Origin of the sequence: Leeuwenhoekiella aequorea, from assembly GCF_004104375.1 — a bacterium.
In the GTDB taxonomy this organism is placed as follows: domain Bacteria; phylum Bacteroidota; class Bacteroidia; order Flavobacteriales; family Flavobacteriaceae; genus Leeuwenhoekiella; species Leeuwenhoekiella aequorea.
Map to the genome: position 1 here is coordinate 76,460 of NZ_QOVM01000003.1, position 26,367 is coordinate 102,826.

General features: G+C 34.4%; 22 protein-coding genes and 1 other RNA gene. 19 read left to right on the forward strand and 4 right to left on the reverse strand.

Annotation, left to right across the window (positions count from 1 at the left end; translation table 11 throughout):
- Positions 1-84: 84 nt before the first annotated feature.
- From pheT to DSM00_RS07765, 4 genes are all read left to right on the forward strand, one after another.
- The gene (gene pheT, locus DSM00_RS07750; RefSeq protein WP_128757475.1) at positions 85-2,511 is read left to right on the forward strand and encodes a phenylalanine--tRNA ligase subunit beta; all 2,427 of its coding nucleotides are present in this window, start codon (positions 85-87) and stop codon (positions 2,509-2,511) included.
- A 69-nt stretch (positions 2,512-2,580) separates the two neighbouring features.
- Positions 2,581-3,303 (forward strand): hypothetical protein, encoded by a 723-nt coding sequence (locus DSM00_RS07755; RefSeq protein WP_128757476.1) that lies wholly within the window; start codon positions 2,581-2,583, stop codon positions 3,301-3,303.
- The gene (locus DSM00_RS07760; protein ID WP_128757477.1) at positions 3,300-3,806 is read left to right on the forward strand and encodes a putative signal transducing protein; all 507 of its coding nucleotides are present in this window, start codon (positions 3,300-3,302) and stop codon (positions 3,804-3,806) included. Before DSM00_RS07755 ends, DSM00_RS07760 begins: the two co-directional genes overlap by 4 nt.
- Before the next feature lie 144 nt (positions 3,807-3,950).
- Positions 3,951-4,541, forward strand: a complete 591-nt coding sequence (locus DSM00_RS07765) for a hypothetical protein (RefSeq protein WP_128757478.1) — start codon at positions 3,951-3,953, stop codon at positions 4,539-4,541.
- Positions 4,542-4,600: 59 nt separating this feature from the next.
- Here DSM00_RS07765 and DSM00_RS07770 read toward each other — a convergent pair whose 3' ends face one another.
- Positions 4,601-6,226: an ABC-F family ATP-binding cassette domain-containing protein gene (locus DSM00_RS07770; protein ID WP_128757479.1), complete on the reverse strand. Its 1,626-nt coding sequence runs from the start codon at positions 6,224-6,226 to the stop codon at positions 4,601-4,603.
- Between the two features lie 171 nt (positions 6,227-6,397).
- On the opposite strand from DSM00_RS07770, the gene DSM00_RS07775 reads away from it, so the two are divergent.
- On the forward strand, positions 6,398-7,813 hold the full coding sequence (locus DSM00_RS07775) for a TlpA family protein disulfide reductase (RefSeq protein WP_128757480.1): 1,416 nt from the start codon (positions 6,398-6,400) through the stop codon (positions 7,811-7,813).
- A gap of 78 nt (positions 7,814-7,891) precedes the next feature.
- On the opposite strand, the gene fsa is transcribed toward DSM00_RS07775, so the two are convergent.
- The 3 genes from fsa to ffs form a co-directional block, all read right to left on the reverse strand.
- Positions 7,892-8,548: a fructose-6-phosphate aldolase gene (fsa, locus tag DSM00_RS07780; protein ID WP_128757481.1), complete on the reverse strand. Its 657-nt coding sequence runs from the start codon at positions 8,546-8,548 to the stop codon at positions 7,892-7,894.
- 122 nt (positions 8,549-8,670) lie between these two features.
- On the reverse strand, positions 8,671-9,474 hold the full coding sequence (locus tag DSM00_RS07785; protein ID WP_128757482.1) for an SDR family oxidoreductase: 804 nt from the start codon (positions 9,472-9,474) through the stop codon (positions 8,671-8,673).
- Positions 9,475-9,519: 45 nt separating this feature from the next.
- An RNA gene (gene ffs / locus DSM00_RS07790) (signal recognition particle sRNA small type) lies at positions 9,520-9,619 on the reverse strand.
- An 89-nt stretch (positions 9,620-9,708) separates the two neighbouring features.
- On the opposite strand from ffs, the gene DSM00_RS07795 reads away from it, so the two are divergent.
- The 14 genes from DSM00_RS07795 to DSM00_RS07855 all read left to right on the forward strand — a co-directional run bounded on the left by DSM00_RS07795 (position 9,709) and on the right by DSM00_RS07855 (position 26,351).
- Positions 9,709-10,767 carry a glutaminyl-peptide cyclotransferase gene (locus DSM00_RS07795; RefSeq protein WP_128757483.1) on the forward strand — a complete coding sequence of 353 codons (1,059 nt, stop codon included), beginning with the start codon at positions 9,709-9,711 and terminating at the stop codon, positions 10,765-10,767.
- 6 nt (positions 10,768-10,773) lie between these two features.
- A complete protein-coding gene (locus DSM00_RS07800; protein WP_128757484.1) occupies positions 10,774-12,318 on the forward strand; it encodes a hypothetical protein in 1,545 nt (514 codons plus the stop codon).
- Between the two features lie 475 nt (positions 12,319-12,793).
- Positions 12,794-14,125: a hypothetical protein gene (locus DSM00_RS07805; protein ID WP_128757485.1), complete on the forward strand. Its 1,332-nt coding sequence runs from the start codon at positions 12,794-12,796 to the stop codon at positions 14,123-14,125.
- Between the two features lie 124 nt (positions 14,126-14,249).
- Entirely contained in the window at positions 14,250-14,954 is a 705-nt protein-coding gene (locus DSM00_RS07810) for an HAD family hydrolase (protein WP_241652372.1), read from the forward strand.
- Between the two features lie 99 nt (positions 14,955-15,053).
- Positions 15,054-16,100: a M28 family metallopeptidase gene (locus DSM00_RS07815; protein ID WP_128757486.1), complete on the forward strand. Its 1,047-nt coding sequence runs from the start codon at positions 15,054-15,056 to the stop codon at positions 16,098-16,100.
- A gap of 196 nt (positions 16,101-16,296) precedes the next feature.
- Positions 16,297-17,019 carry a DUF2490 domain-containing protein gene (locus tag DSM00_RS07820; RefSeq protein ID WP_128757487.1) on the forward strand — a complete coding sequence of 241 codons (723 nt, stop codon included), beginning with the start codon at positions 16,297-16,299 and terminating at the stop codon, positions 17,017-17,019.
- Between the two features lie 217 nt (positions 17,020-17,236).
- A complete protein-coding gene (locus DSM00_RS07825; protein ID WP_241652373.1) occupies positions 17,237-18,004 on the forward strand; it encodes an SDR family NAD(P)-dependent oxidoreductase in 768 nt (255 codons plus the stop codon).
- 3 nt (positions 18,005-18,007) lie between these two features.
- The gene (locus tag DSM00_RS15655; RefSeq protein WP_241652374.1) at positions 18,008-18,190 is read left to right on the forward strand and encodes a hypothetical protein; all 183 of its coding nucleotides are present in this window, start codon (positions 18,008-18,010) and stop codon (positions 18,188-18,190) included.
- 10 nt (positions 18,191-18,200) lie between these two features.
- Complete coding sequence (locus DSM00_RS07830; RefSeq protein WP_128757488.1) at positions 18,201-19,112, forward strand: helix-turn-helix domain-containing protein; 912 nt, start codon at positions 18,201-18,203, stop codon at positions 19,110-19,112.
- 1 nt (position 19,113) lies between these two features.
- A complete protein-coding gene (locus DSM00_RS07835) occupies positions 19,114-19,617 on the forward strand; it encodes a hypothetical protein (protein WP_128757489.1) in 504 nt (167 codons plus the stop codon).
- A gap of 82 nt (positions 19,618-19,699) precedes the next feature.
- Entirely contained in the window at positions 19,700-20,614 is a 915-nt protein-coding gene (locus DSM00_RS07840) for a helix-turn-helix domain-containing protein (RefSeq protein WP_128757490.1), read from the forward strand.
- A gap of 216 nt (positions 20,615-20,830) precedes the next feature.
- Positions 20,831-21,889 (forward strand): efflux RND transporter periplasmic adaptor subunit, encoded by a 1,059-nt coding sequence (locus tag DSM00_RS07845; RefSeq protein ID WP_128757491.1) that lies wholly within the window; start codon positions 20,831-20,833, stop codon positions 21,887-21,889.
- Positions 21,890-21,892: 3 nt separating this feature from the next.
- Positions 21,893-25,021, forward strand: coding sequence for an efflux RND transporter permease subunit (locus tag DSM00_RS07850; RefSeq protein WP_128757492.1), 3,129 nt, complete (start codon positions 21,893-21,895; stop codon positions 25,019-25,021).
- A gap of 4 nt (positions 25,022-25,025) precedes the next feature.
- Positions 25,026-26,351: a TolC family protein gene (locus DSM00_RS07855; RefSeq protein ID WP_241652375.1), complete on the forward strand. Its 1,326-nt coding sequence runs from the start codon at positions 25,026-25,028 to the stop codon at positions 26,349-26,351.
- Positions 26,352-26,367: the final 16 nt, after the last annotated feature.

The following is a 26,367-nucleotide window of genomic DNA, read 5'->3' on the forward strand; positions in this document are numbered from 1 at the left end:
GAACAACTATACGCGTATTAAACGCAACTTCGTGCTAAAGAAAACAGCTTAAATGCTATATTTGCCCTTTTAAAATTAAGGGGAATGCAAATAAGCTACAACTGGTTAAAACAGTTTATCAATATTGATTGGAAAGCCGAAAAAACAGGCAATTTACTTACAGATTTAGGTCTTGAAGTAGAAGGTATAAATGCTTTTCAGAGTGTAAAAGGTGGACTACAAGGTATTGTAGTAGGTCACGTTTTAACCTGTGTGAAACATCCTAATGCAGATCGCCTTAAGATTACAACCGTTGATATAGGAACCGGAGAACCCATTCAGATTGTTTGTGGCGCACCTAACGTTGACGCCGGGCAAAAAGTACCTGTAGCTACTGTAGGCACTACACTTTATGATGAAAAGGGAGAAGCCTGGAAAATAAAAAAAGGCAAAATACGTGGCGAAGTGAGCAACGGGATGATTTGTGCTGAAGACGAATTAGGTCTTGGGAAAAGTCACGACGGTATTTTGATACTTGATCAAGATCTTACACCCGGCACAAATTTATCTGAAATTTATGATATTGAAGATGACGAGGTTTTTGAAATAGGCCTAACTCCTAATCGCGCCGATGCAATGAGCCATATGGGAACTGCGCGCGACCTTCGGGCAGGACTCATACAAATGGGAGTTAACAGTGAATTTATAACGCCTTCGACCAGTGCTTTTAGAATAGATAATCGCACACAAAAAATAAGCGTTCAAGTTCTTAACCAAGAGCGCGCTCCGCGTTATTGTGGTATTACAGTAAGTGGAATCACAGTTAAAGAATCACCCACTTGGTTACAAAATAGACTTAAAGCAATAGGTCTAACTCCTAAAAATAATATAGTTGACGTTACAAATTATGTGCTTCACGAACTCGGTCAGCCGCTTCACGCATTTGATCTTTCTAAGATAAGCGGTAAGCAAATAAATGTAAAGACCGTTGAAGCAGGAACCAAATTCACCACTCTGGATGGTATTGAGCGCGAACTTCACGAAGAAGATTTGATGATTTGTGATTCTGAAAAACCGCTTTGTATTGCAGGTGTGTTTGGTGGTGAAAATAGTGGTGTAACTGAAGAAACTACGGGCATATTTCTAGAAAGTGCTTATTTTAATCCGGTGAGTGTACGTAAGAGTGCAAAACGCCACGGACTCAATACAGATGCTTCATTTAGATTTGAACGCGGAATAGATCCTAATTTAACTGAATATGCATTGATACGTGCGGTTCTCTTAATTCAGGAAACTGGTGGCGGTGAAGTAACAAGTGATGTAATTGATATCTATCCTAAAAAGATTGAAGATCACCAGGTATTTCTAAATTTTGAGCGCGCAGAAAAATTAATTGGAGAAGAAATTTCTAAAGAGACTATAAAATCAATATTATCATCTTTAGATATTAAAATTAACAACATTACAGAATCTGGTATTGGTATGACAATTCCTGCATATCGTAATGATGTCACTCGTGAAGTAGATGTTGTAGAAGAAATTCTACGAGTTTATGGGTATAATAAAATCAAGTTTAAAGCAAAACTTAATGCTTCAATATCAAAAAGCAGTCGTTTTGCAGATCATAAAGTACAACAGGTTATTGGAAACCTACTTGCAGATCAAGGCTTTAATGAAATTCTCAATAACTCATTAACTAATCCTGAGTACGCTGTTTTAAATGATGCATTTAAAGCAGATTACAGTGTGAAGATGCTTAATCCGTTGAGTACAGATCTTTCTGTAATGAGACAGTCTCTATTATTTTCAGGCTTAGAAGTGCTTGCTTTTAATACAAACAGAAGACAGCCAGATTTAAAACTGTTTGAATTCGGAAAGAGTTACCACAATTTCCCGGGAGGAAGAGAAGAGCACAAACATCTGACTGTATTTTTAAGCGGTAACAATAATGCAGAAAGCTGGAACGCACCTCAGAAACCTGCTAGCTTCTTTAATTTAAAGAGTACGGTTGAAACCGTTTTATCTCGTTTAGGCATATCCGATTGGTCTGTAAAGCCGGTTAAAAACGCTCAGTTTTCTGAAGGATTAAGCTATACTATAAACAAAAAAACTGTAGTAGAATTTGGAGTAGTAGTAAAGAACATACGCAATCATTTTGATCTTGATCAGGAAATTCTATTTGCAGATTTTAATTGGGATGTTGTACTCGAATTAATCAAACAAAATAAAATTAGTTTTAAACCTATACCTAAAAACCCTGCTGTTCGTCGTGATTTCGCATTACTACTTAACAAAGATGTTTTGTTTGATGATATCTATCAAGAAGCGCATAATGTAGAAAAAAATCTATTAAAAAATGTGGCTCTATTTGATGTTTACGAAGGTGCAAATCTACCTGAAGGTAAAAAAAGTTATGCTGTGAGCTTTACACTACAGGATGAAAATAAAACACTAACAGACAAAGAAATAGATAAGATAATGCAAAAACTTCAGCGACGTTTTGAAGATCGATTTGAAGCGACGCTACGGTAATACTTTAGCATTTACCATCTTGTAAATTATTGATGTATTAGTTAACTTTAAATGCTAAAAAAAAAGAAAATGCTATTAAAGAAGACTAATATTCACGATAAATTACTTCGTGAACAGTTTAGAAAATCAAAAGGAGATTTAGTTATTAATTGGGTGCATCAATTTCTAAAGAAAACTCCTTCACAAAACGAACGTATCTTAGAAAATCTTGCTGGTGACTTGATTGAAGATTTCAATGATTTTGACTTTGATCTTTTAGATACTGATCGCATATTTGATGAGAGCAGTATAAAGAAAATCTGTATTAATTACAGATTGAGATTCTTAGATTCTAAATTGTTTAAAGGTACTTTCCCCCAAGAAGCCCTTACAGAAATAAGGCAACTGGAACAAGAACATAATTTACAATTACAGGGGTTTAAAATAATGGCTCCATCAAAAATGTTTGTACTTAACAAAACAGATGATCCTTTATTATTTGCGCCAATGGGTAATGGGTATTATTATTTAATTCATAAATGGGGTAATGACTTACATCCATTGCGTAAATTGATGATGTGGCCCTTAAAAAATTTTGAAAATTTAATAGTTACCATCCTATTATCTAGTGTGCTAGCAACACTCTTAGTACCGGACGGATTATTCTCACCTAAACAAACATTTAGTCAGGATCTTATGGTATTCTTTTTTATGTTTAAATCTATTGCAGCTGTTGTTCTATTTTACGGTTTTGCATTAGGTAAAAACTTTAATAATGCCATCTGGAAATGCAAATTTGATAAAGCAATATGATTAAAGATTCTAACTACGAGCGTGTTTACACGGGATCAGAACTAAACGTAAAATTTCTTCAAAATCACTTAAAAGAAGCCGGTATTCATAGCGTAGTACGTAATGATGGCGAAAGTGCAATACGTGCAGGTTTTGGCACTAATTATGTTAATCAGGCATTGGTATTTGTAGAGAAAGAAAATCTGGTAAAGGCTAAACATATGGTCGAGAAAATCTTTTCAAACACCGAATTATCTGATAGCGAATTAGAGGAGCAAGCTACACAAAGCAGACTTGAAGAAGAACCAGATGTAACCGAAAATACAGACACGCTTATTCAAAAAGAAAAAAATCCAAAGCGCTCTGTTTTGAATCTAGCATTAAATGCTGGTCTTTTGCTATATTCTTTATACCGATTATATCCGCTCACTCAGGGGGAAGAATTACCCACTTTTAGAATAGTTCTTAGTGGATTTATCGCAGTATTCTGCGGCTACACACTTATAAAGCATTTAAGGAGTTAATTTCTAAAATGCTTCAATCACTTATACAGTTTATTTATACCCTAGGATAGAATCATACGCTTCATTAAATAAGTTTAAAATTCAGCGCAACCTATTTCGTTGTTGATCATCTAAAGATTAATTAATAATCTTAAATCTCAACTAATGAAAAAATTATCTTTCGTTCTACTTTCTTTAATTGCCCTTACAACGGCTTGCTCTACTTCAGATGATACAAATTACGTACCTGTTGTAAGTTCGTTTGAAGTATCTGACCTTATTACAATCCCCGAAGCTAGTGAAACCTATAATGTAGATGATACATTATTCGTAGAATTAAATGTTCCTGTTTCTCTTGTAGCAGATAATGGCACACCTATAAAACTCGATTCTCTTGTTCCAGATGCTCGTTTTTCTGAAATATTTTTGTTTAGATATGAAGAAGATGATATTGAACGTAAATCACCAATCCCATTTACCAATACGAATGTATTTGTAAGTGAAGGTCAAGGTAGACTTGCTGCCGAAGGAGTTGTTCTAACTGCGATAAAAGAGGAAGACACTTACAAACTACGCGCAGGAATAAAATTAAAAACTGCAGGGAGCTACTTTTTAGCACCTTACAACCAAAGTACTACAGACTCATTTTATGCTATTCTCCAAGACTCAAGAACTTTAGATATTGTAGAACTTAAAACAACTATTGCAGGTCAAACTCCCTCTAATAGATTTAGTTATGAAGTAGTATCTCAATAACAAAAAAAAGCCGCAAATTGATTTAATCAATTTGCGGCTTTTTTTTATTTAAGGCTTTACTATGCCTCAACAGTATACATTTGTTGACGTTGCTCTTTAATTTTTGGATCATTCATATAGTCATCAAAACTCAAATAGCGATCTATTGCACCATTAGGTGTAAGTTCTAAGATACGATTACCTACTGTTTGAGCAAATTCGTGATCACTCGTAGTAAGTAAAATCGTTCCTTTAAAGTTTTTCAAACTATTGTTTATAGCTGTAATTGACTCCAGATCTAAGTGGTTTGTAGGCTCGTCAAACATTAAAACGTTTGCTCGTTGCATCATCATTCTACTCAACATACAACGCACCTTTTCTCCCCCTGATAGTACATTTGAAGTTTTCAATGCTTCTTCACCAGAGAAAATCATCTTACCAAGAAATCCGCGAATATGAACTTCCTCACGCTCTTGTTCGGTTTTTGCATATTGACGTAACCAATCTACTAAAGTAAGATCATTTTCAAAAAACTCCTGATTATCTACTGGGAGATAAGATTGATTTGTAGTTACACCCCATTCAAATTTACCTTCGAGTGGCTTTTGCTTTCCATTTAAAATCTCATAGAAAGCTGTAGTAGCACGGCTATCTTTAGAATAGACTATAAGCTTATCACCTTTAGCAAGATTTAAGTTGACATTTTTGAAAAGGATCTCTCCATCTATAGAAGAAGCTAACTTTTCTATGTTAAGAATCTGATCTCCCGCTTCACGCTCACGTTCAAATATAATTGCAGGATATCTTCTGCTAGAAGGTCTAATATCATTTACGTTAAGTTTCTCTATCATTTTCTTTCGAGAAGTAGCTTGCTTACTCTTTGCTACGTTCGCACTAAAACGACGTATAAATTCTTCAAGCTCTTTTTTCTTCTCTTCAGATTTTTTATTCTGCTGAGCACGCTGGCGCGCCGCAAGTTGAGAAGATTCATACCAGAATGTATAATTACCGCTAAAATGCGAAATTTTACCAAAGTCAATATCAGAAATGTGTGTACAAACCGAATCTAAAAAGTGACGGTCGTGAGACACCACAATTACACAATTCTCATAGTTTGCTAAGAAATTCTCAAGCCAGTTAATTGTTTCATAGTCAAGGTCGTTAGTAGGCTCATCCATAATCAAAACATCAGGATTGCCAAATAATGCCTGCGCTAAAAGTGTACGTACTTTTTGCTTACTATCTAGATCTTTTACCAAATTATAATGATGCTCTTCAGAAATACCCAAGTTAGAAAGTAAAGCTGCAGCATCACTATCTGCATTCCAGCCATTCATTTCTTCAAACTTCACCTGCAACTCCCCTATTCGATCTGCATTTTCATCTGAATAGTCTGCATATAAAGCATCCATTTCAGTTTTAATCTTATAAAGTGGATTATTCCCCTGTAAAACAGTATCCAAAACTGTGTACTCATCAAAAGCATAGTGATCCTGCTCTAGAACAGACATACGCTTTCCAGGTTCAAGATGCACATTACCGCTGGTAGCATCATCCTTTCCTGAAATTATTTTTAAAAATGTAGATTTTCCTGCTCCGTTAGCTCCGATAATTCCATAGCAATTTCCTTGAGTAAATGAAATATTTACTTCGTCAAAAAGAACTCTTTTACCGAATTGAACAGATAAATTTGATACTGATAACATAGATTAAACCCAGATTTTTTAATGATTTGCAAAAGTACAGCTTATAACCTAAAACAAGAAATATTAACTTTTATAATATATGTTTTAACTTCTAATTAACAAGAGACTTCGAGCAGCAAAACTACATTTGGCGTATTAACCTAAATTTCTCCTATAGACTAAAAATTACATATGAGCTTTAAGCTAATTATGGCATTCTTTTCTATACTACTTAGTATAGGATGTGCTAAAGACACTAAATCTTCAAGATCTGGCACGTATTTAAGCGGAGAAATTGTTAACCCAACTTCAAATCACATTTTATTACGCAAGAACAATATCCTAGTTGACAGCATTCCTCTTGATCAAGACAATAAGTTTTTCTATAAATTAGAAAACGTAGATAATGGTCTCTACGAAATTTTTCACAACGAAGAACAACTAATTTATTTAGAGAGTGGAGATAGTTTACTACTTCGTGTAAATACTTTTGAATTTGATGAGACCTTGACCTTTAGCGGTTATGGTGAAGCAGAAAATAATTTGATGATTCAATCTTTTCTTCAGAATGAGCAAGAAAACAATTTGATGATTCGTGGTGATATTTATCAAACCGATCCTGATACTTTCAATCAAAATATTTTGAAACTGAAACAAGAGCGTGAGGCCTATTTAGAAACTTTTCTCGAGCGTAATGAAGTAAGTGAAGAATTTGAAAAGATCGCAAGAGCCATAATCAAATATGACTTTTGTGCTCGTAAAGAGGTATATCCTACTTCACACTTTGGAGAAGATCGCTTAAAATATATGGACTCATTACCTAGTTCATTTTATGATTGCCGGAAAGAGGCAGACTTTAATGATGCATCATTAATAAATCTATTCTCATATCAGCGTTTTCTACTCAATTACTTTAATCACGAGGCTTATAAGGCTTATTACAAGTCTGAACCTTACAATCCGCAATCCTTCACTCATAATTTGCATAAGCTACGTATTATAGAGACTAAGATTAAAGATGAAACCGTAGAGAGCTTTCTTTTAACTCGTACAATCAAAAATTATCTGGCAAATAGTAATGATAAAAAGGGCGGAGAAACACTTTACGACATTTATATGGATCGTATATCTTCTAAAAATGATAAAGCGGAAATCGAAAAGCTTTATCAGGCAAATAAGAATATTGAGACTGGAAAACGAATTCCTGAAGAGCGTGTAGTTAATGTTAATAATGACACACTAAATTTAAGAGACCTTATAAAAAAACCAACATTCATATTATTTTGGTCTAATTCAAAAAAATCTCAAGCCAAACGTTCACAGGCTCTGGCAGAATCTATAATACAGAAATATCCACAATATACCTACTTATCAATTAATGTTAATGATGATTATACAGACTGGATAAATACCATAAGACGTTATGATTTTGATCCATCAAAACAAGTTCAGTTCACTGATAGTTATAAAAAAATAACACGTGATCTCGCTATGAATTCACTACTGAAAACCTTTATTTTAGATCGCAAAGGTTTTATCATTAATGCCCACGCAAATATTTACAGTTCGAATTTTGAAAACGAACTGGTTCAGGGTCTTGAAAAATAACAGATCTTTTTACTTGTAATAAAAAAAATCCTGCTCTATGAGCAGGATTTTTTTATTTATTAAGTCAAACAGTATTAACTACTGATTTCCTTTGTTGTAGTCTGCTAAGAATTTCTCTAGACCACTATCTGTAAGTGGGTGTTTAAGCAATCCTTCGATCGCAGATAATGGACCCGTCATAACATCAGCACCTAATTTTGCACAGTCAATAACGTGCATCGTGTGACGTACAGAAGCAGCTAAGATTTGAGTTTCAAATGCATAATTATCATATACCAGGCGTATATCTGAAATTAAACCTAAACCATCTGTAGAAATATCATCAAGACGACCTATAAAAGGTGAAACATAAGTTGCTCCCGCTTTTGCCGCTAATAATGCTTGTCCTACTGAAAATACAAGTGTACAGTTTGTACGTATTCCTTTATCACTAAAGTATTTTAAAGCTTTAATACCATCTTTAATCATTGGGATTTTAACTACGATCTGATCGTGTAAAGCTGCTAGCTCCTCACCTTCTTCGATCATTCCTTCAAGATCTGTAGAGTTTACCTCTGCACTTACATCTCCATCTACAAGATCACATATAGCAACATAATGCTTCAATATATTATCTCTACCTGTGATGCCTTCTTTAGCCATCAATGAAGGATTAGTAGTTACACCATCTAGAACTCCTAGTTCTTGGGCTTCTTTTATCTGGTCAAGATTTGCTGTATCAATAAAAAATTTCATGTAAAGATTTTTTTGAATTATCAATTGTTTTGAGTTCCAAATTTACGCAATTAAAACGTCTTTATTAGAAAGAAAGGTATTAAACAATAGCATCTAACTCCTACTCAAAATTAACTTCTTGCCTATAATTTATAGTGATTTAAAAGCAATCGCTCATAGATTTTACCCGGTAAAACTCCTTTAAGAAAAATAGATATTTTCTGCATAAATGCACCTACCTTATAATTCACATCAGGATTAGGTGTTTTTATAATTTTATAGATGGCTTCTCCCATAATATCAGGATTTAATCCTTGATCTACATGCTCATCCATTAAAGCTAAAGATTTTCCGTAGTTATTTTCATAGGGAGACGTTGGAGATAGTGGCGCGTGATATCGACCCGAAGCAATGTTTGTGGCAAAGTCTCCCGGCGCTACATTACACAACTTAACATTAAACTCTTTCAGCTCCATGCGCAATGCTTCAGTAGTAAGACCTAGCGCTCCTTTTGTAGCTGAATAAGCACTTCTATAAGGAAGACCCATAAAGCCCGCAATTGAAGTCACATTAATTATAAGTCCAGATCTGCGTTCCCGCATTGCTGGCAAGATTTCTTTTATCAATGCTAAAGGACCAAAGTAATTCGTTTCAAAAATAGATTTAAGTTCGTCTTCAGGAATTTCTTCCAGAGGTCCGGTAATACCTTTTCCAGCATTATTAATAAGAACATCTATACGTCCTTCAATTTTTAAAACTTGAGCTACTGAACTTTTAATTGTAGCACGATCTGTAACATCAAGCGCAATAAACTTAACTCCATTTTCTTCGGGTTGTTTGGGCGACCTACTGGTTCCGTAAACTGTAAATCCTTTTGAAACGAGATAATGTGCGGTAGATTTTCCTATTCCGGAAGATGCTCCTGTGATCAAGATAACTTGAGACATAAATATAATTTAGAGCGGGGAAATTACGTAAATATAAGGCATAAAAAAAGGCAAGCTACCTACATCACACCGCTGCGACCATCTACCCTTGCTGCGTTCCCGCCCTGGGGGAGTTCGACAGGAGCTGGTTGTGTAGGACTTGCCAGCTGCAAATATACAGTAATACTCTAGCAAACCAAACGTTTTTTAAACTGAATTTAATGAATTATCTTGACCTCAAAATTTAAAGATCCTATGCGTATTTATAACCTTCTCGCTCTCTTTGTTTTATCTGTAATTACATGGTCATGCGGTAACGGAAAAGATTTAAGCAAAAGCTTTTCAATTAACACAGATAAGCCTGCTCAAACCTTAATTAATGGTGAATCATTAGCCATAAACTTAAAATCTAAAGGCACAATTGAAGTTGATTCTGTGGTGTACTACTTAGATAATACACGGCTGGGTTCTAAAAAAAATTTATCTTCTTTAACTACCCCAATTTCCTCTGTTAAGTTAGGTTTAAAAGAACTAAAAGCTGAAGTTTTTGCCGAAGGAAAGTCTGCTTTTATTACTATGCCTGTAACTTTTGTTTCAAAAGAAGCTCCGGCACTATATACTTATGAGGTAGTAGACACTTATCCACATGACGTAGAATCATATACGCAGGGACTCGAATTTTATCAAGATACATTATATGAAAGTGTAGGTGAGTATGGCCATTCTGGATTATTAAAAACAGATTTGAAAACCGGAGCGATCTTAGAACGTATTGATCTTGATAAATCTGTTTTCGCCGAAGGCTTAACAATTATAGATTCAAAGATTATTCAGCTCACTTGGAAGTCTAATCAAGGTTTTATATACGACTTAAGTACATTTAAAAAAGAGGGGTCTTTTCAATATAATAAGAGTAAAGAAGGCTGGGGACTCTGTAATGATGGAAAAACAATTTACAAGTCTGACGGTACCGAAAAAATATGGATGCTCGATCCAAAAAATCTTAACGAGCTTGATTACATTCAGGTAGTAGATTCAAAAAAAATACGCTCTAAGTTTAACGAGCTTGAATGGGTAAACGGTAAAATTTATGCAAATTCTTATCAGTTTGACAGTATCTCAATTATAAATCCAGAAACAGGGGCCATTGAGGGTGTAGTTGATCTTAGAAGTTTAAAGAACGAAGTCAAATCTATAAAAGATAATGGCAATGAAGTTCTTAATGGAATCGCATACAATGCAGCTACAGACAAGTTATACGTTACCGGTAAGCACTGGGACACAATTTTTGAAATCAAAATCATCAAAAAATAATCGACTTTGAGAAAATACCTTTATGTATGCATTGCTTTTTTATCGGTGATATTGGCAAGTTCTTGTCGGGAAGATTTTGAAGCAACGTTAAGTAATGGTAGATTAGAATTTTCTAGAGATACGTTATTTCTTGACACGGTGTTTTCTAACACAAGTAGCAGCACCTATTCTTTTAAAGTATACAATAGATCAAATAATTTAATTACCATTCCACAAGTAGGTTTAGCTCAAGGCGAAAACTCCAACTACAGATTGAATGTTAATGGTAAAGCCGGTAAAATTTTTGAAAATATAGAAATTCTACCTAAAGACAGCATATTTGTTTTTGTTGAAGTAACCGTTGATGCTTCCATTATGGACGCTAACGACTTTTTATATACAGATGAGATTGAATTTGATAGTGGTATAAATCTTCAAAAAATCAATCTTGTAACTCTTATACGTGATGCTATATTTCTATATCCGTCGCGTAATACTGCTGGTATCAAAGAAACTTTAAATCTGGGAACCGATGAAAATGGACAACCCGTAGAGATTGAAGGTTTCTTCTTAGAGGATGATGAATTACAATTTACAAACCAAAAACCCTACGTAATTTATGGTTATGCTGGTGTAGCTAGCGGAAAAACACTTCAAATTGATGCTGGTGCGCGTATTTATTTTCATCAAAATAGTGGAATCATAATAGCAGATGCGGCTCACCTCCAAGCAAATGGAACAATTAGCACAGATCAAGAAGCTTTAGAAAATGAAATTATTTTTGAAGGAGATCGGCTTGAACCACGTTATAAAGACATACCGGGACAATGGGGAACCATCTGGTTTACTTCTGGCAGTACTGGAAATCTCAATTATGTAACCATAAAAAATAATGAGATTGGCATATTGGCCGAAGGATTATCTCAGACTCAAAGTGCTGCTGTCAGCATACAAAATTCACAGATTTATAATTCTGCGTTTGTGGGTATGTATAGTATCAACGGTTCAATTTCAGGTAAAAATGTCGTAATAGGGAATTCTGGTTTATCAAATTTATGGTTACGTCAAGGTGGCTCATATAATTTTATTCACAGTACGTTTGCCAATTATTGGACACAAAGTTTCAGGAATACCCCAGCGGTACAAATTGATAATTACCTAGAAGTTGGCGATGGACTTCAGGTAGCCGATTTAACAGAAGCCAACTTTATAAATTGTATTATTTACGGGAATAAAAATCTGGAATTGGGATTTCAGAAAGTAGCTACTGCAGAATTTAATTTCAGGTTTGAAAATTGCTTAATTCGCTTTGAAGATCTCTTTAATGATTTTACAGAAACTCCAGAATATCAATTTGACAATAAAGAATTTTATACTGCGATTCTTTTAAATGAAAATCCGTTATTTAAAGATACAGCAAACAATCAATATTTTATAAATGAGCAGTCGCCTGCTAAAAATGTGGGAAGCATCAACGGCTTTCAACAAGCACCTGTAGACCTTCTGGGAAATTCCCGAACAGAAAGTATAGATTTAGGCGCGTATCAAACCAGTTCATTTGAGCTGAACTAAGTTTATTTCTCATAAATACTGCCACTTAGGTTTAAAATATTCAGATAGCATATCTATGCATTTCTTCATTTTTGGCGTGCAATCTTAGTTCGTCGCACCACTTTAAATTCTGTTAATTTTTTCTTAATAAAATAGTTTCAGTTTTTTCATCTTACGTGCTATCCAGTAGAAAAGAATAAATCTTTAATTAGAAATAGAATTTAATCAATCAAAATTACTTGAAATCAGCTTTTTACGAGATTATTAATAACAAATAAAACTGCAATCTCAAAATAGTTTTCTATCAAAAAAATCCCCTTTTAGATTAAAATCTTCCTTTTTAAGGTAAACGACACACTTCTACCAAATATAATTTGCTCAGTATCAATTAGTCTACATTTGAGTATAACATACTTCAATTTTGGAACATTTTTATCGTCTCCATTTTGAGAAAACAACTTAAAAACCCAATCCCTATAAATAAAACTACCCAATAATGAGAAAACTGGTGTGTATAAGTTTACTATTTGTAGCTCACTTTATTTCAGCTCAAAAATCAAGTCATTTAGAGGGACAGCTTAATATCTCATTAGCAGATGAAAGTATCGAAGGCGTCTTTACTCTTTCTAATCTTCCTGTAAACACGCAAACGCTATCGTTTAAGCTTAATGAGCATATAAAAGTAAAAACAATCGAGTTAAATGGTGATCGTATCGCTTCGAGTAAAGTACCTCAAAATTGTGAAGATTGCCTCATCTACACTGTAATCGTGGGATGTGAGGTTGTTATTACTCCGCAATCTGAACTGAGGATTACCACAGAAGGAAAAATAAAAAAAATAGACGATCCTAAGGAAGTTAAAAAATATAAAGGAGAACTTGTTTACTCCAACGGAATACTACGAGCAGGCACACGTAACAAATGGTATCCTGAGGTAATGAAGCGTAATAGTAATGCTGCAGAATATCTAGACCCTTTTAATTATACATATGCGATTACTGCAAACTGTGAGGATTGTCAAAGTATATATATAGGTAAAGGAGAGCCCAAACCGAGCGGATCTTTATTTGAAAACACCCGTGTAGAAGGTGATATGATTTTACTTGCGGGAAATTTAAATTTTCAAAAAGGGAAGTACGCAAACTACATTAACGTTGATGCAGACAAGATTCCAGATCTAGAAGAACGTTTTGCAAGAACACGCGGCTACTTAGAAAATATTACTCAGGTAGATGACCCTAATAGTAAAATCGTTTATGCTCAGGCAGAGTCTCCTATTTATGGTAATGAAGTGGTTTATAATACGGTACTTAACACCACAAAAAATGTAAATCCTAATAAAATTGATATCACCATTGAAGAGGATGAAGCTTATTATTTTTTAGCAAATGCTTTTAAACCAGAAGATAATTTGGATAAAATGCTCTTGCAATCTTTAGCAAAATATGTCAAATTAAAATATATTGAAGAAAGCAATCCTCAACAGTATGAGAAGTTAACTTCATACGTACAGGGACAGGCGGTTGCCAGTACACAGGATACTAGAGAATCTACTAATCAACCAGAACTACAAGCCTTACTTATTACTCCAGAACAGTTTTTAGATATGGAAAAAGAAATTGGTAAAGATAAAATGGCGGTATTCATTCAAGATGTATTTAAAAACTTACGTTCTGGAAAAAGAAGTATGCAAGTGCTTGTAGACAGTATGAGCGGCATAGAAAATCCTTCAGAATATTTAGAAAAAATCGAACAAGATTTTATCAAACAATTTGAGATGCGTGCCACCGCTCCTCAAGGAGAGGAAGTTTTATCGGGGTTGGATTAATTGCTTCGTCAAAATCACCTGTTGAAATATCTATTAATGCTTATCTGATTCGTGAATTTTATTTAGAAAATTGTCTTGTAGCAAAACCAGTTACCTTTGTATAGGAACTTTATAAAACTACATTTTGAATAATTCTACTTATAAAAATAAGCTTGCAGTCAAGGCACTCATTTTTGATATGGATGGTACTATGATAGACAACATGATGGTGCATCATCGTGCCTGGCAAAAAAAACTGAAAGATTTGGGTTTAGAGATGACCCTAGAAGATGTAAAGCGTGATATACACGGAGTAAATGAAGAGATTCTTCTTCGCCTTTTTGGCGACAAATACTCTAAAGACGAGATGGCTCAAATTGCTCGATCAAAAGAAGCTGATTATAGAGAATTGTACGCTCCTGAAATCAAGCTCCTAGATGGATTGAAAGAATTTTTGGAAAAAGCTAAACATATAAATATACCTATGGGCATTGGCACCGCCGCTCCTAAAGAAAATGCTGATTTTACAGTTGAAGCACTGGGTTTAGCTAGCTATTTTAAAACTGTAGTGCATAGTGATATGGTGCAACGTGGCAAACCAGACCCTCAAGTATTCGAGTTGGTTGCAAATGATTTGGGAATTAAACTCTCAGACTGCGTGGTGTTTGAAGATAGTCCTACGGGAGCTCAGGCAACAGCAAATGGAGATTCAAAATCTATAATCTTAACAACTACGCATACCGAGCAGGAGTTTGAGCATATTCCGCAGACATTGCACTTTATGAACAATTATGAGAATATTGCGATATCCAAAGAAAATGACGCAATATTTTATTTACACTATACATAACCAGTAATTAGTTGTTAGAATTTAGCTAAAATTTAACCAATAGCCTAAAACACATATTTCAAAAGTGTATTTTTAAGGTCTTTAAAATTTAAATCTTTTATGAAAAAAACTATTTTGATGACCAGTTTACTGGCAAGTGTGTTGCTGGTGAATTGTGGTCCTAAAATGAATGACAACACAAAAGGCTCAAGTCCAGACGGTGTATCTATTGAAGATGTAGATCCTATGGCTTATGCCAATAGCATTACTGCAGAAGAGCTAAAAGAAATGCTATATGTTTATGCTTCAGATGAATTTGAAGGGCGTAATACTGGCGAACCCGGACAAAAGAAAGCTGTTGCTTATCTTAAAGAGTTTTACCAAAATCAAGAGATTGCTGCCGCTTTAGACAGCACCTATTTTCAAACAGTTCCTGAAAGTTTTTTTAGAGCTGGTAGTGGCATAAAAGCTTCTGAAAATGTAGTTGCATATATCAAAGGAAGTACAAAACCAGAGGAATATGTTATTATATCTGCACACCTTGATCACGTGGGAATGAGTGATGATGGCGAGGTTTATAATGGAGCAGATGATGATGGTTCTGGTACTGTAGGTTTACTCGAAATTGCAGAAGCATTTAATAATGCAGTAAAAGGAGGCCACGCACCGCAGCGTTCTGTAGTATTTTTACACGTAACTGGTGAAGAAAAAGGCTTGTATGGTTCTCGATACTATGCAGAAAACCCTATTTTCCCATTAGCAAATACAGTTGCAGACCTTAACATTGATATGATAGGCCGAGTAGATGATGCTCACAAAGACAATGAAAATTATATTTATCTTATAGGGTCTGATAAACTTAGTACAGAACTTGACAGTATTTCTACTGCAGTTAATGAGAAGTATATGAATATAGATTTGGATTATACGTATAATGATGAAAATGATCCAAATAGATTTTACTACCGATCAGATCACTATAATTTTGCTAAAAATGGTGTGCCAATAATATTTTATTTTAACGGTGTTCACGCAGACTATCACAAAGTATCAGATACGCCAGATAAGATTAACTACCCAATGCTTCAAAAAAGAACGCAATTAGTATTTTTAACTGCTTGGGAGCTCGCTAATCGTGCAGACCGAATAGTTGTTGATAAAAAATAATTACACCATATTAATGTACCAAAAACCTCTTACTCTTAAGAGGTTTTTTTATGCGTATTCTCCAATATTAAAGAGATTAAAAATGACTCAACGTGTTTTAAAAAAGTATAAATTCGTTTGCTTTCTTATAAAATATACAATTACGTGTACGCCTTATTAATACGCCTATGACTCAAATAGTACTCTTAAAATTCTAATGCATTCAGCATTTAGATCTTTAGCAATTGTCATTTTAATAATGACGAATGTAGCACTTAGTGCGCAGAAAAATATTGAATCTCAGCAGTTGTTATGGACAGGATACTCCTTAAAAGTACAAATTGATGAGACTTACATGTTACGACAGGAGCTTGAAGAGCGTACCTATTGGTTCCCGTGGAGACAACACCAGTTTATTTCCAGAACCATGCTTGAGCGCAAATTAAATAATGGCTGGAGCACAGCGTTAGGCTTTGTTTATTTGCAGCAAGCACAACCGCAAGATCCAGAAGTAAAAGATTTTAAAAATATATTAGAATTGCGTCCTGTAGCAGAACTCGCTTATACGCACGATATAATTCCCAAAGTTACTCTAGGCCATCGATACTGGACAGAATTTCGGTTTTTTGAACAATCTAATGGAGATTATGACTTCGGAACTATTAGGGCACGATACAAAATAGAACTTCGCTACGCTCCTATTTCACAGCTCACATTTAAGGCTTTTGAAGAATTACATGTAAACATCGGTAATAAAGTTGCCCAAAATATTTTTGATCAGAACCGAATAGGAATTAGTGCTCAGTATATGTTTTTAGAAAATATAGGTGCTGAACTGGGTTATTTTAATTGGTATCAACAACGATCTACAGGAGTCGATTTTTACGATCGTAATATTGTTCGGTTTACAATACATCATAAGCTGAAACTTAAAAACTAATTACATTTTTTGTATTAAACGAAAACATTATAAAAAATACTTACGAATTAATCATTAAAGAAATAAAAAGCCATCATAACAGCCTGTAGTATTGTTGTAGCTATGATAGTTTGTATGCATTACTAAAAAGTATACAACTTATGAAAATGTGTTTACTAAGGAAAAATCCATTAGTGCGTCCTTTGTCTTATTCTTTTAAACCTAAAAAGTAAACGAAATGAGTAAAACAAAATTTGGCGCTAATGGTTGGACACCAAGTAGAATAAATGATCTTAAAGGTAAAACATATCTTATAACTGGTGCAAACACCGGTGCAGGCTTTGAAGCAAGTAAAATACTTTTAAGCAAAGGAGCAGAAGTAATTATGCTTAATCGTAATACTCAAAAATCTAACGATGCTATAGCTAAGTTAAAGTTAGAGTGTGGTTCAGATTCAAAAGTATCTTTCATTAAAATGGATTTAGCATCTCTGGCATCAGTGCGGGAAGCAGCTGCACAAGTTAAAAGTGAGTTTCATAAAATTGATGCTCTTATTTGCAATGCAGCTATTGCTCAAGTACCTACTCAAAAATTCACAAAAGACGGTTTTGAAAGTCAGTTAGGTGTAAATCACTACGGGCATTTTCTATTGTGCGGCTTGCTTTATGATTTATTAGATCAATCTAAAGGTCGTATAGTAGTTGTAGCCAGCGAAGGATACAAAATGGGGATTAAAACTATACAATTTGATGATATGAACTGGGATAAAAATTATCATCCTAATAATACGTATTGTCATAGTAAGTTAGCACAGATGCTGTTTGCCTATGAGTTGCAAGATAAAACGGCAGCGGCGCAAAGAGACGTAAAAATATATGTATGTCATCCGGGTGCCTCTGCCACTTCTCTTATTAAAAATAGTGGTAGTCTAAAGTCTAAAATTATATTTGGGATAATGTCGATGACACCCCTAGTCCAATCTGCAGAAAAAGGCGCTTATCCTTAAATTATGTGTGCTACTGAATCTGAAGAAAATTTAAATCAGAAAGCATACTATGGTCCTACCGGCAGAATGCAATGGACGGGTCCTGTAGGTGCTTGTGATTTAGAATCTCACGCTCAAGACAAAACAACAGCGATTAAACTTTGGACAGTATCAGAAAAAGAAACTCAATTTAAATGGAATCTTTAAATTAGTTAAAATGAAACACTTTAAGACTTTATCTTCTTACTTAGAATACCTAGAACTTCCGGGTCCAGAACACCCTATGCTGAGTATATATTCCGCCAGCGGCGATGGATTTCTACCATGTCCTAAAGCGAGTTCGCCTCCTATTACAAATAATTGCTACTCGATAAGTTTAAAGAAAATTGTAACCGGTGATTTAAATTATGGAAGAACTAAATATGATTTTACGAATGGCGTTTTAATATTTCTAGCTCCGCGGCAAGTATTGCAGTGGGATAACAGCGTTGTATTTGAACAAAAGGGCTTTTCAATAAACTTTCACGAAGATTTCATAAAAGGTACAGAACTGGTTCAGCAAATTAAAAAATATGGTTTCTTTTCCTACTCTGCAAATGAAGCATTACACCTATCGCCTAAAGAAGAAAGGCAAATAGAAATGATCGTTGAAAATATTGAGATAGAATATCATAATAACCAAGATGAATTTAGCAAAGATATTATCATTTCTCAGTTAAGTACTCTTTTAAAGTATGCTAATAGGTTTTACGAACGACAATTCTTAAACAGAAAAGAACTATCCACCAGTTTGCTTGAAAAATTTAATAGTCAATTATCTACTTATTTTGATGCCGGAAAATTGCAAACTACAGGAATTCCCAGTGTAGAAGAATTGGCTGTACATTTAAATGTCTCCCAACGTTATCTTAGTGACACCCTCAAAAATGAAACGGGAAAAACCTCAACCGAACACCTACAGTTGTATCTAATTAATGAGGCAAAAAATATTTTATTAAAACCCCACAAGAGTATTGCTGAAGTCGCTTACGAACTCGGGTTTGAGTATCCTCAATATTTCTCAAGATTATTTAAAAAGAAAGAAGGTATTAGTCCTACCGAATACAGAGAAAAATATAAAATGAATTAATATGCAGATTTTAAAATTAGCAATCGAGTGGGCAAAAGCTGAAGTTTTTTCGTCCAGATTTTTTATAGCGTTTGGCGTTCTTTTTGTTTCGGCGAGCATAGGATTTTGGCAGCTTGGCAAAACAGAACTCGCCAAATCATACATTTATCCTATGTTGATCGCAGGAGCCTTGTTGTTAATAGTAGGTATTGGTATTTTTTACGCAAATAAATCTCGAGTAACCAGCTTTGCAATAGCATACAAAGATAATTCGTCTAAATTTATTGATTCAGAAATTAAAAGAACAGAAAAGTCGATGGGAGAGTATAAAACCATTGTTTTTAAAGTTATACCTGTAATAATTATTACCGCAGCATTATTGATTATTTTCATAGATAAACCACTATGGAGGGCAATTGGGATTACTACGATAGGTATGATGATCATCATTTTACTCGTAGATAGTAATGCAAATGTGAGGCTTGAAACATATCATAGCTATCTACTACAGGAGAAACGCCACTAAAAGATTCTGGAGATAACAATAATCTGATTCTATTACACGATTAAATTGCTGGTATATTTATTTAAATCCTTCAAACTATATTTTGCAAACAAAAACCATTAGAAAACATACAATAAATGAGTTGATCGAGATTATGGGTGATAATCCCCAGAGTGATGATTTACACGTTCATATTTCTAAAAATAGATTTGAGGAAATCCCGATTACCTATCCATTTAGAACAGATAATTTTTCAATATTATTTGTTGTCTCTGGAAGTTTGAAAATTCAATTAAATTTAATCAATCATACTATTCAAAATGGTGAGATAATACCTATAAAACCAAACGCCGTTGTTCATCTTCTCAAAATGACAAATGATTTGGAAATTATAGCTATCGGATTTAGTGCAGGATTCATTATTAAAAATTCGTTCACAAAAATGGAATTTGGCGCAATTGATTTCTTTACAAGAGAAAACATCCCAAAGTTAAAACTAGATTCAAAGGAGAAAGAAACATCCGTTTTTTTATCAAATCTTTTAGAGCGCTACAATGGTCAACAGAATGATGAAAATAATTTCAAAAGTGAATTAATTAAATATACGTTTGGCTTATTAGCAATTCACTATTCTTCAATTTTCAAAAAAAATCATCCCAACTTAGAACTATCACTAACTAGAAACGAAGAACTTGCTCTTCGATTTTTCAAGAATTTAAATTTAAATTTTAAGGGTGAGCGATCTGTTAAATTTTATGCAGACAACCTATCTATAACTTCAGGGCATTTGTCAAAAGTTCTTAAAGAGGTATCAGGAAAAACTGCTTCGCAAATTATCGATGATACAGTAATTTTAGAAGCAAAATTATTATTAGGCGATCCTTCACTATCAGTAGCTGAGGTGGCTCAGGAGCTAAAATTTAGTGATCAATCATTTTTTGGTAAGTATTTTAAGAAACATTCTGGTTATGCACCTACTCAGTATAGAAATATAAAATTAACACAGACCAATAACTAAATTTACACAAAACGCAATGTACTGTTTTTCAAATATATAATATTTTTAGCAATATTGATTATTTTTAAAAATAACCTAAACAGACCAATCACACCCTTTTTTAGACCTTTACTTTAATTACAAATATTAGCATTTTTGCAGTGTAATTTTTCATACTTAATTTTGGCCATTTCGATTTGAATGTATGTAAAACCTCAAACACTTAAATAAAAATAAATGCTACGTAAACCCCTTGTATTTTCTGTTATCATAGGATGTATTCTTTGCGCTTGTAAAGAGAAAGATACAACCAGAGAAATATCTCCTGTCGCAGTTAAAACGTTGACCATAGGAGAAACAACAAACGATAAAACGACTTCTGAAACTTATCCGGGAACCATTAAAGCGGCAACATCGGCGCAATTAAGTTTTCAAGTATCTGGAGATATTAAAAGTATACGAGTAAACAGCGGTGATTATGTGAGAAAAGGAGAAGTTATTGCGGCAATAGATCCTACAACTTACGTGGAGCAGTATGAAGCTCAAAAGGCACAGGCAAATCTGGCTGAGGAAAATTATAAACGCATCAATGAGGTTTATTTGAAAGGTAGTATTGCTGAAATTAGAATGGTGGAGGCCCGATCTAATTATAAACAAGCTCAGGCCGCAGCAAATGCAGCGTACCAAAACGTAAAAAAAACAAAGATTATCGCTCCATTTTCTGGTTTTATAGGAGCTAAAATGAAAGAAACTGGTGATGTTGCAAGCCCCGGTATGCCTGTGATGGAGCTTTTAGAAATAGATCACGTAGAAGCCGTAATTAGTCTATCTGATCAAGAAGTAAATACCTATAAAGTAGGTGATAGTGCTTCTGTATATATCAGTGCTTTAGATAAAAGTGTTATAGGAACTATTTCTGAAATCGCAATTCAATCTGGCTCTCGTAGTCCCGTGTATCAAGCAAAAATAAAAATCCCAAATCCTGATAAAATTTTGAAGCCGGGTATGGCGTGTCAGACACAATTAAATCCTTCAGAGACTAATAGCCAAGAAGAAACAGCCGTAAACCTCATCATTCTTCCAGCAGAAATCGTCTCGATAACAGATGACGGACAGAATTTTGTTTATACTGTTAACACCGCTAGTAATACAGCACAACGCAAGACGGTACAAATAGGCACTCTTTATAATAATGGTATATCTATAGAAAAAGGTCTTCAACCTGGAGATATTGTTATCACGTCAGGATATCATAAACTCACAAATAATACCCCGGTAAAGGTTTTAAATAAGTAGTCTATGAAAAAGAAAGGCAACCTTATAGAATGGGGAATGAAATACAAAGCGTTCCCCATAGCGCTAGCATTTACATTGTTAATTATTGGCCTCATCGGACTTTTTAATATGTCTCGAAATGAGTTCCCAGACTTTACTACTCGTACAGGTCTTGTAATAGGTTCATTTCCCGGAGCAAATGCAGAAGAAGTTGAGACCCAACTTACATCAAGATTAGAAGAATATCTTTTTACTTTTAATGAAGTTGATAAGACAAAAACTTATTCCTATTCAAAAAACGGAATGAGTTATATCTACTTAGAAATTTCAAATAGAATTAGTAAGGATGAGACACAGCAATTTTGGAATAAGCTAAAGAATAATCTTTTTGTTTTTCAGCAACAGTCATTGCCTAAAGGAGTTCGAGGAGTTGCTGTAAATAGTGATTTTGGAAATACGGCAGCTATGATCTTATCTGTTCAATCTGATACACGTCCTTATAAAGATTTACAATTACACGTAGAGGATATTATTGATGATTTAAGACAGATTGAGGATATGGCTAAAATCACATATTCTGGTGGTCTAACCGAACAAATAACCGTATCTGTAGATCAAAATAAATTAGCGCAATACGCGATTAGTCCGGCAATGCTAAGACAAAGTTTGCAAACTCGAGGTACTATATTGCCAGGTGGTACATTAGAAAGTGAGCATTTTGACCGTCCTATACACTTAGAGGCATTTTTAAACAATGTTACCGATGTAGCACAACACATCGTCAAATCTGAGGAAAATGGTAACGTTATTCGCTTAAGCGATATTGCTCATGTTAAACGCGAATATGAGGACCCTGATTCCTATATTGAAACTGGAGGAACCAAAGCAATGATTATTACTTTAGAAATGGCTAAAGGCAATAATATTGTGCAGTTTGGAGAAGAGATTACAGAACATCTAGATCGTATTAAAGAAAATTTACCAAGTGATATTGAAGTTAAAACCATTGCAGATCAACCTGTAGTAGTAGATCATTCAATTAGTCACTTTCTAAAAGAGTTTGGCTATGCACTTTTAGGAGTTATTATAGTCTGTATATTACTGTTACCCTTTCGCGTAGCATCCTTAGCAGCAGCTACCATTCCTATAACGATTTGCGCCACACTCGCTGTTATGTATTTATTGGGTATGGAGCTTAATACGGTTACTCTTGCAGCCCTGATTGTAGTATTAGGTATTGTGGTTGACGATCCCATAGTGGTAATAGATAATTATGTAGAAAAGCTAGATGAAGGGGAGACCCGATGGGAAGCAGCATATCATAGTGCGGTAGAATTATTCCCTTCAGTATTTACCGCAACGTTGGCCATTTCAGCAACATTCTTTCCACTTATGTTTTTTATGACTGGAACAGCAAAAGACTTTTTGAGCACATTTCCATTCACGATCTCAATAGCTTTATTCCTTTCGCTGGCAATTTCAATACTTCTTGTACCATTTCTAAATACGGTATTTATCAAAAAAGGACTTCATTCTGAAGAATCTCAAAATGAAAAAGAGAAGAAAAAATCACTACTAGATAAGTTACAGGAATTTTTCAACAAAAGTGTTGAGAAGGCAATGAAGCATTACAAGATTACTGTATTTATGGGTATTGCTTCTATCCTACTGGGAATGTTTCTCTTTTCAAATGTAAGCCAAGAATTGTTTCCTATTGTTGAAAGAAATCAATTTGCAGTTGAAGTAAACCTTAGTGATGGTAGTAATCTGGAGGAAACAGCGTCTGTTGTGAAAGCATTCGAGAAAGTGCTTGCAGAAGATGAAAGGATTCTTGATTATACCAGTTTTATAGGTGAAAGCTCACCGCGTTTTCACATGGTTTATGCCCCTAATTTGCCTGCAAAAAATTATGCGCAAATTTTAGTTACCACAGCTTCAAATGAGGCTACAGAAGAAGTTTTAAAAGAATATGATTTAAAGTATTCTGAAATGTTTCCGAATGCATATCTGCGAATGAAGCAACTTAATATGGTAGGCAAACCGGCTCCTATTGAAATAAGACTTTATGGTAGTGACATTTCAGAATTAAAAAAATATGGCGATCAGATTATTGATATAGCCCGCAAGACACCTCAAACAATATGGAGCAGAAGCAATTTTGGCGAACTATATACAACGGTAAGTATAGATATTAAAGAAAAACAGGCAGCCCAGACCGGACTTACTAAAGAAGATATAGGGAACACCATTGCCATGAATATGGAAGGTTTACAAGCCACCCAGATTTATGAAGATGATTACGCCATAAATATAAAAATCAAATCTGAAAATCAAACTAATCAGAGTGTTTCTGATCTGATGCAGCTCTCGATTATAGCGCCAACTACAGGTGCGGTTATACCTTTAAAACAGGTAGCAGATATTACTCCAGATTGGGAACAAGATCAAATTGTACATCGTAACGGGATGCGCTGCTTAACTATACGTGTCGATATTGAAAAAGGAGCAGTTGCAAACGTAGTTCAGGCAATAATCACTCCTAAAATTGATACCTTAGACATACCTGATCACATTAGAATTAATTATGGTGGGGAGCACGAATTATCTGAAGAGAATTTATTACCTATGGGTATTTCCTTACTAATAAGTGTTTTACTAATTATTTTAATTCTGATATGGCATTTCAAATCTATTAAGCACGCGGCGCTTAGTTTTATTACTATGCCATTAAGCATTCTGGGTGCAGCATTAGGATTATTACTTATGCAATATCCTTTTGGCTTTACTTCCTTTTTAGGAATTCTTGCTCTCTGCGGTATCGTAGTTAGAAATGGCATCATACTTATTGACTATGCAGATGAGTTACGCCAACACCATGGAAAGAATGTGCTTGAAGCGGCGATCACCTCTGCACAGCGTAGAATGCGTCCCATCTTTTTAACATCGTCTGCTGCAGCAGTAGGCGTTACTCCAATGATAATTAGCAGATCTAGTCTTTGGGGACCTTTAGGTACAGTAATCGCCTTTGGCCTGCTAGTATCGATGGTACTTACACTTTTTGTATTGCCCGTACTCTACTGGTTATTTTTTAGAAATGATGATACTGTGCCCAATGAAAATTCTACCGAAGAATTAAAAACATTAAATAAATAGATAGATGATCACTACAAATCATTCGATATATAAGATTATAGGTATTTTATTTTTTCTAACCACTTTAACTGGGAATGCTCAAGAAAAAAATATTAAGCTTGAAGACTTGAAAAAATCTGCGCTAGAGTATAGCAATACAATTAAAAATGGTGTTTTACGCGCAGAAAAAGCTGAATTTGCAAGACAGGAAGCATATTCAAAATATTTTCCTGAAATTGAAGCTTCCGGGTTTGCGTTGTATGGTTTTAACGATCTCGTACCGCCTATTCCACAAACTCTCCCAAATGGAATAGATAACATCTATTCACTTGGTGCAACAGCAACACAAGCAATTTATGCGGGAGGAAAAATAAGACTGGCCAATAAACTTGCACAAATTCAACTTGAAAGCCGTGAACTAGCTACTGAAGAAGCTATTGATTCTGTTATTCTCACTACAGAAACAAAGTTTTGGCAATTAATCGCACTTCAAGAGCAGCAAAAAACTATTAATGCTAGTAAGATTTACCTTGCCAACCTTTTAAAGCAACAGCAGGACTTATTAGATGCAGGTCTTATTGCTAAAAACCAGCTGTTACAGGTTAAAGTGGAAAAAAGCAGTCTTTTATTAAAAGAAAATGAACTTTCAAATAAACGTAAAATTGCTCTTCTTGATTTGGCCGTTTATACAGGAATTACCTACGATACCAGCTTAGTGGCTTTAAATAAATCTGATTTACAAGTAATAGCTCCTAGTTTGAAATATAAAAACCCCGAACTAGACTTACTTAATAATAACAGATACCGCCTTCTAGAAAAACAAGTTAACGCCTCGCAATTAAAAGTTGAAAATGAAAAAGCAGATTTGTTACCTCAATTTGCCGTGGGTATTAATGCTTCAACGTTTGATTCATTTAATTATGACTTCAACATTGGAGTGCAACCCATTGCTTTTGCAACACTTTCAATTCCAATCTCTGCCTGGTGGGGTGGCGAGAAAAAACAATTGCTACAAAGTAAGATTGATATAGAAATTGCAGAAAATAAATTTAATGATGGTAAAGATCAACTTACATTAAGTATTATGAAAAGTTGGTATGACCTCCAAAATGCATATAAACAAATACAATTTGCTGAAGATAAATTAATTTATGCTGAAGAGAATCTCAAAACACAACGCGATAATTATGATAGCGGCTTAAATAACATTACAGATTTACTGGATGCTCAAAAGACAAAACAAGAGGCTGATAGCGATTTTATTTCTGCATTTGCAAATTATCAGCAAAAAGAAGCTACGTATTTGTATGTAACTAATCAACTACAATTACCGAATATTGGAAAAAGTTAATTGTGTTAAAATATAA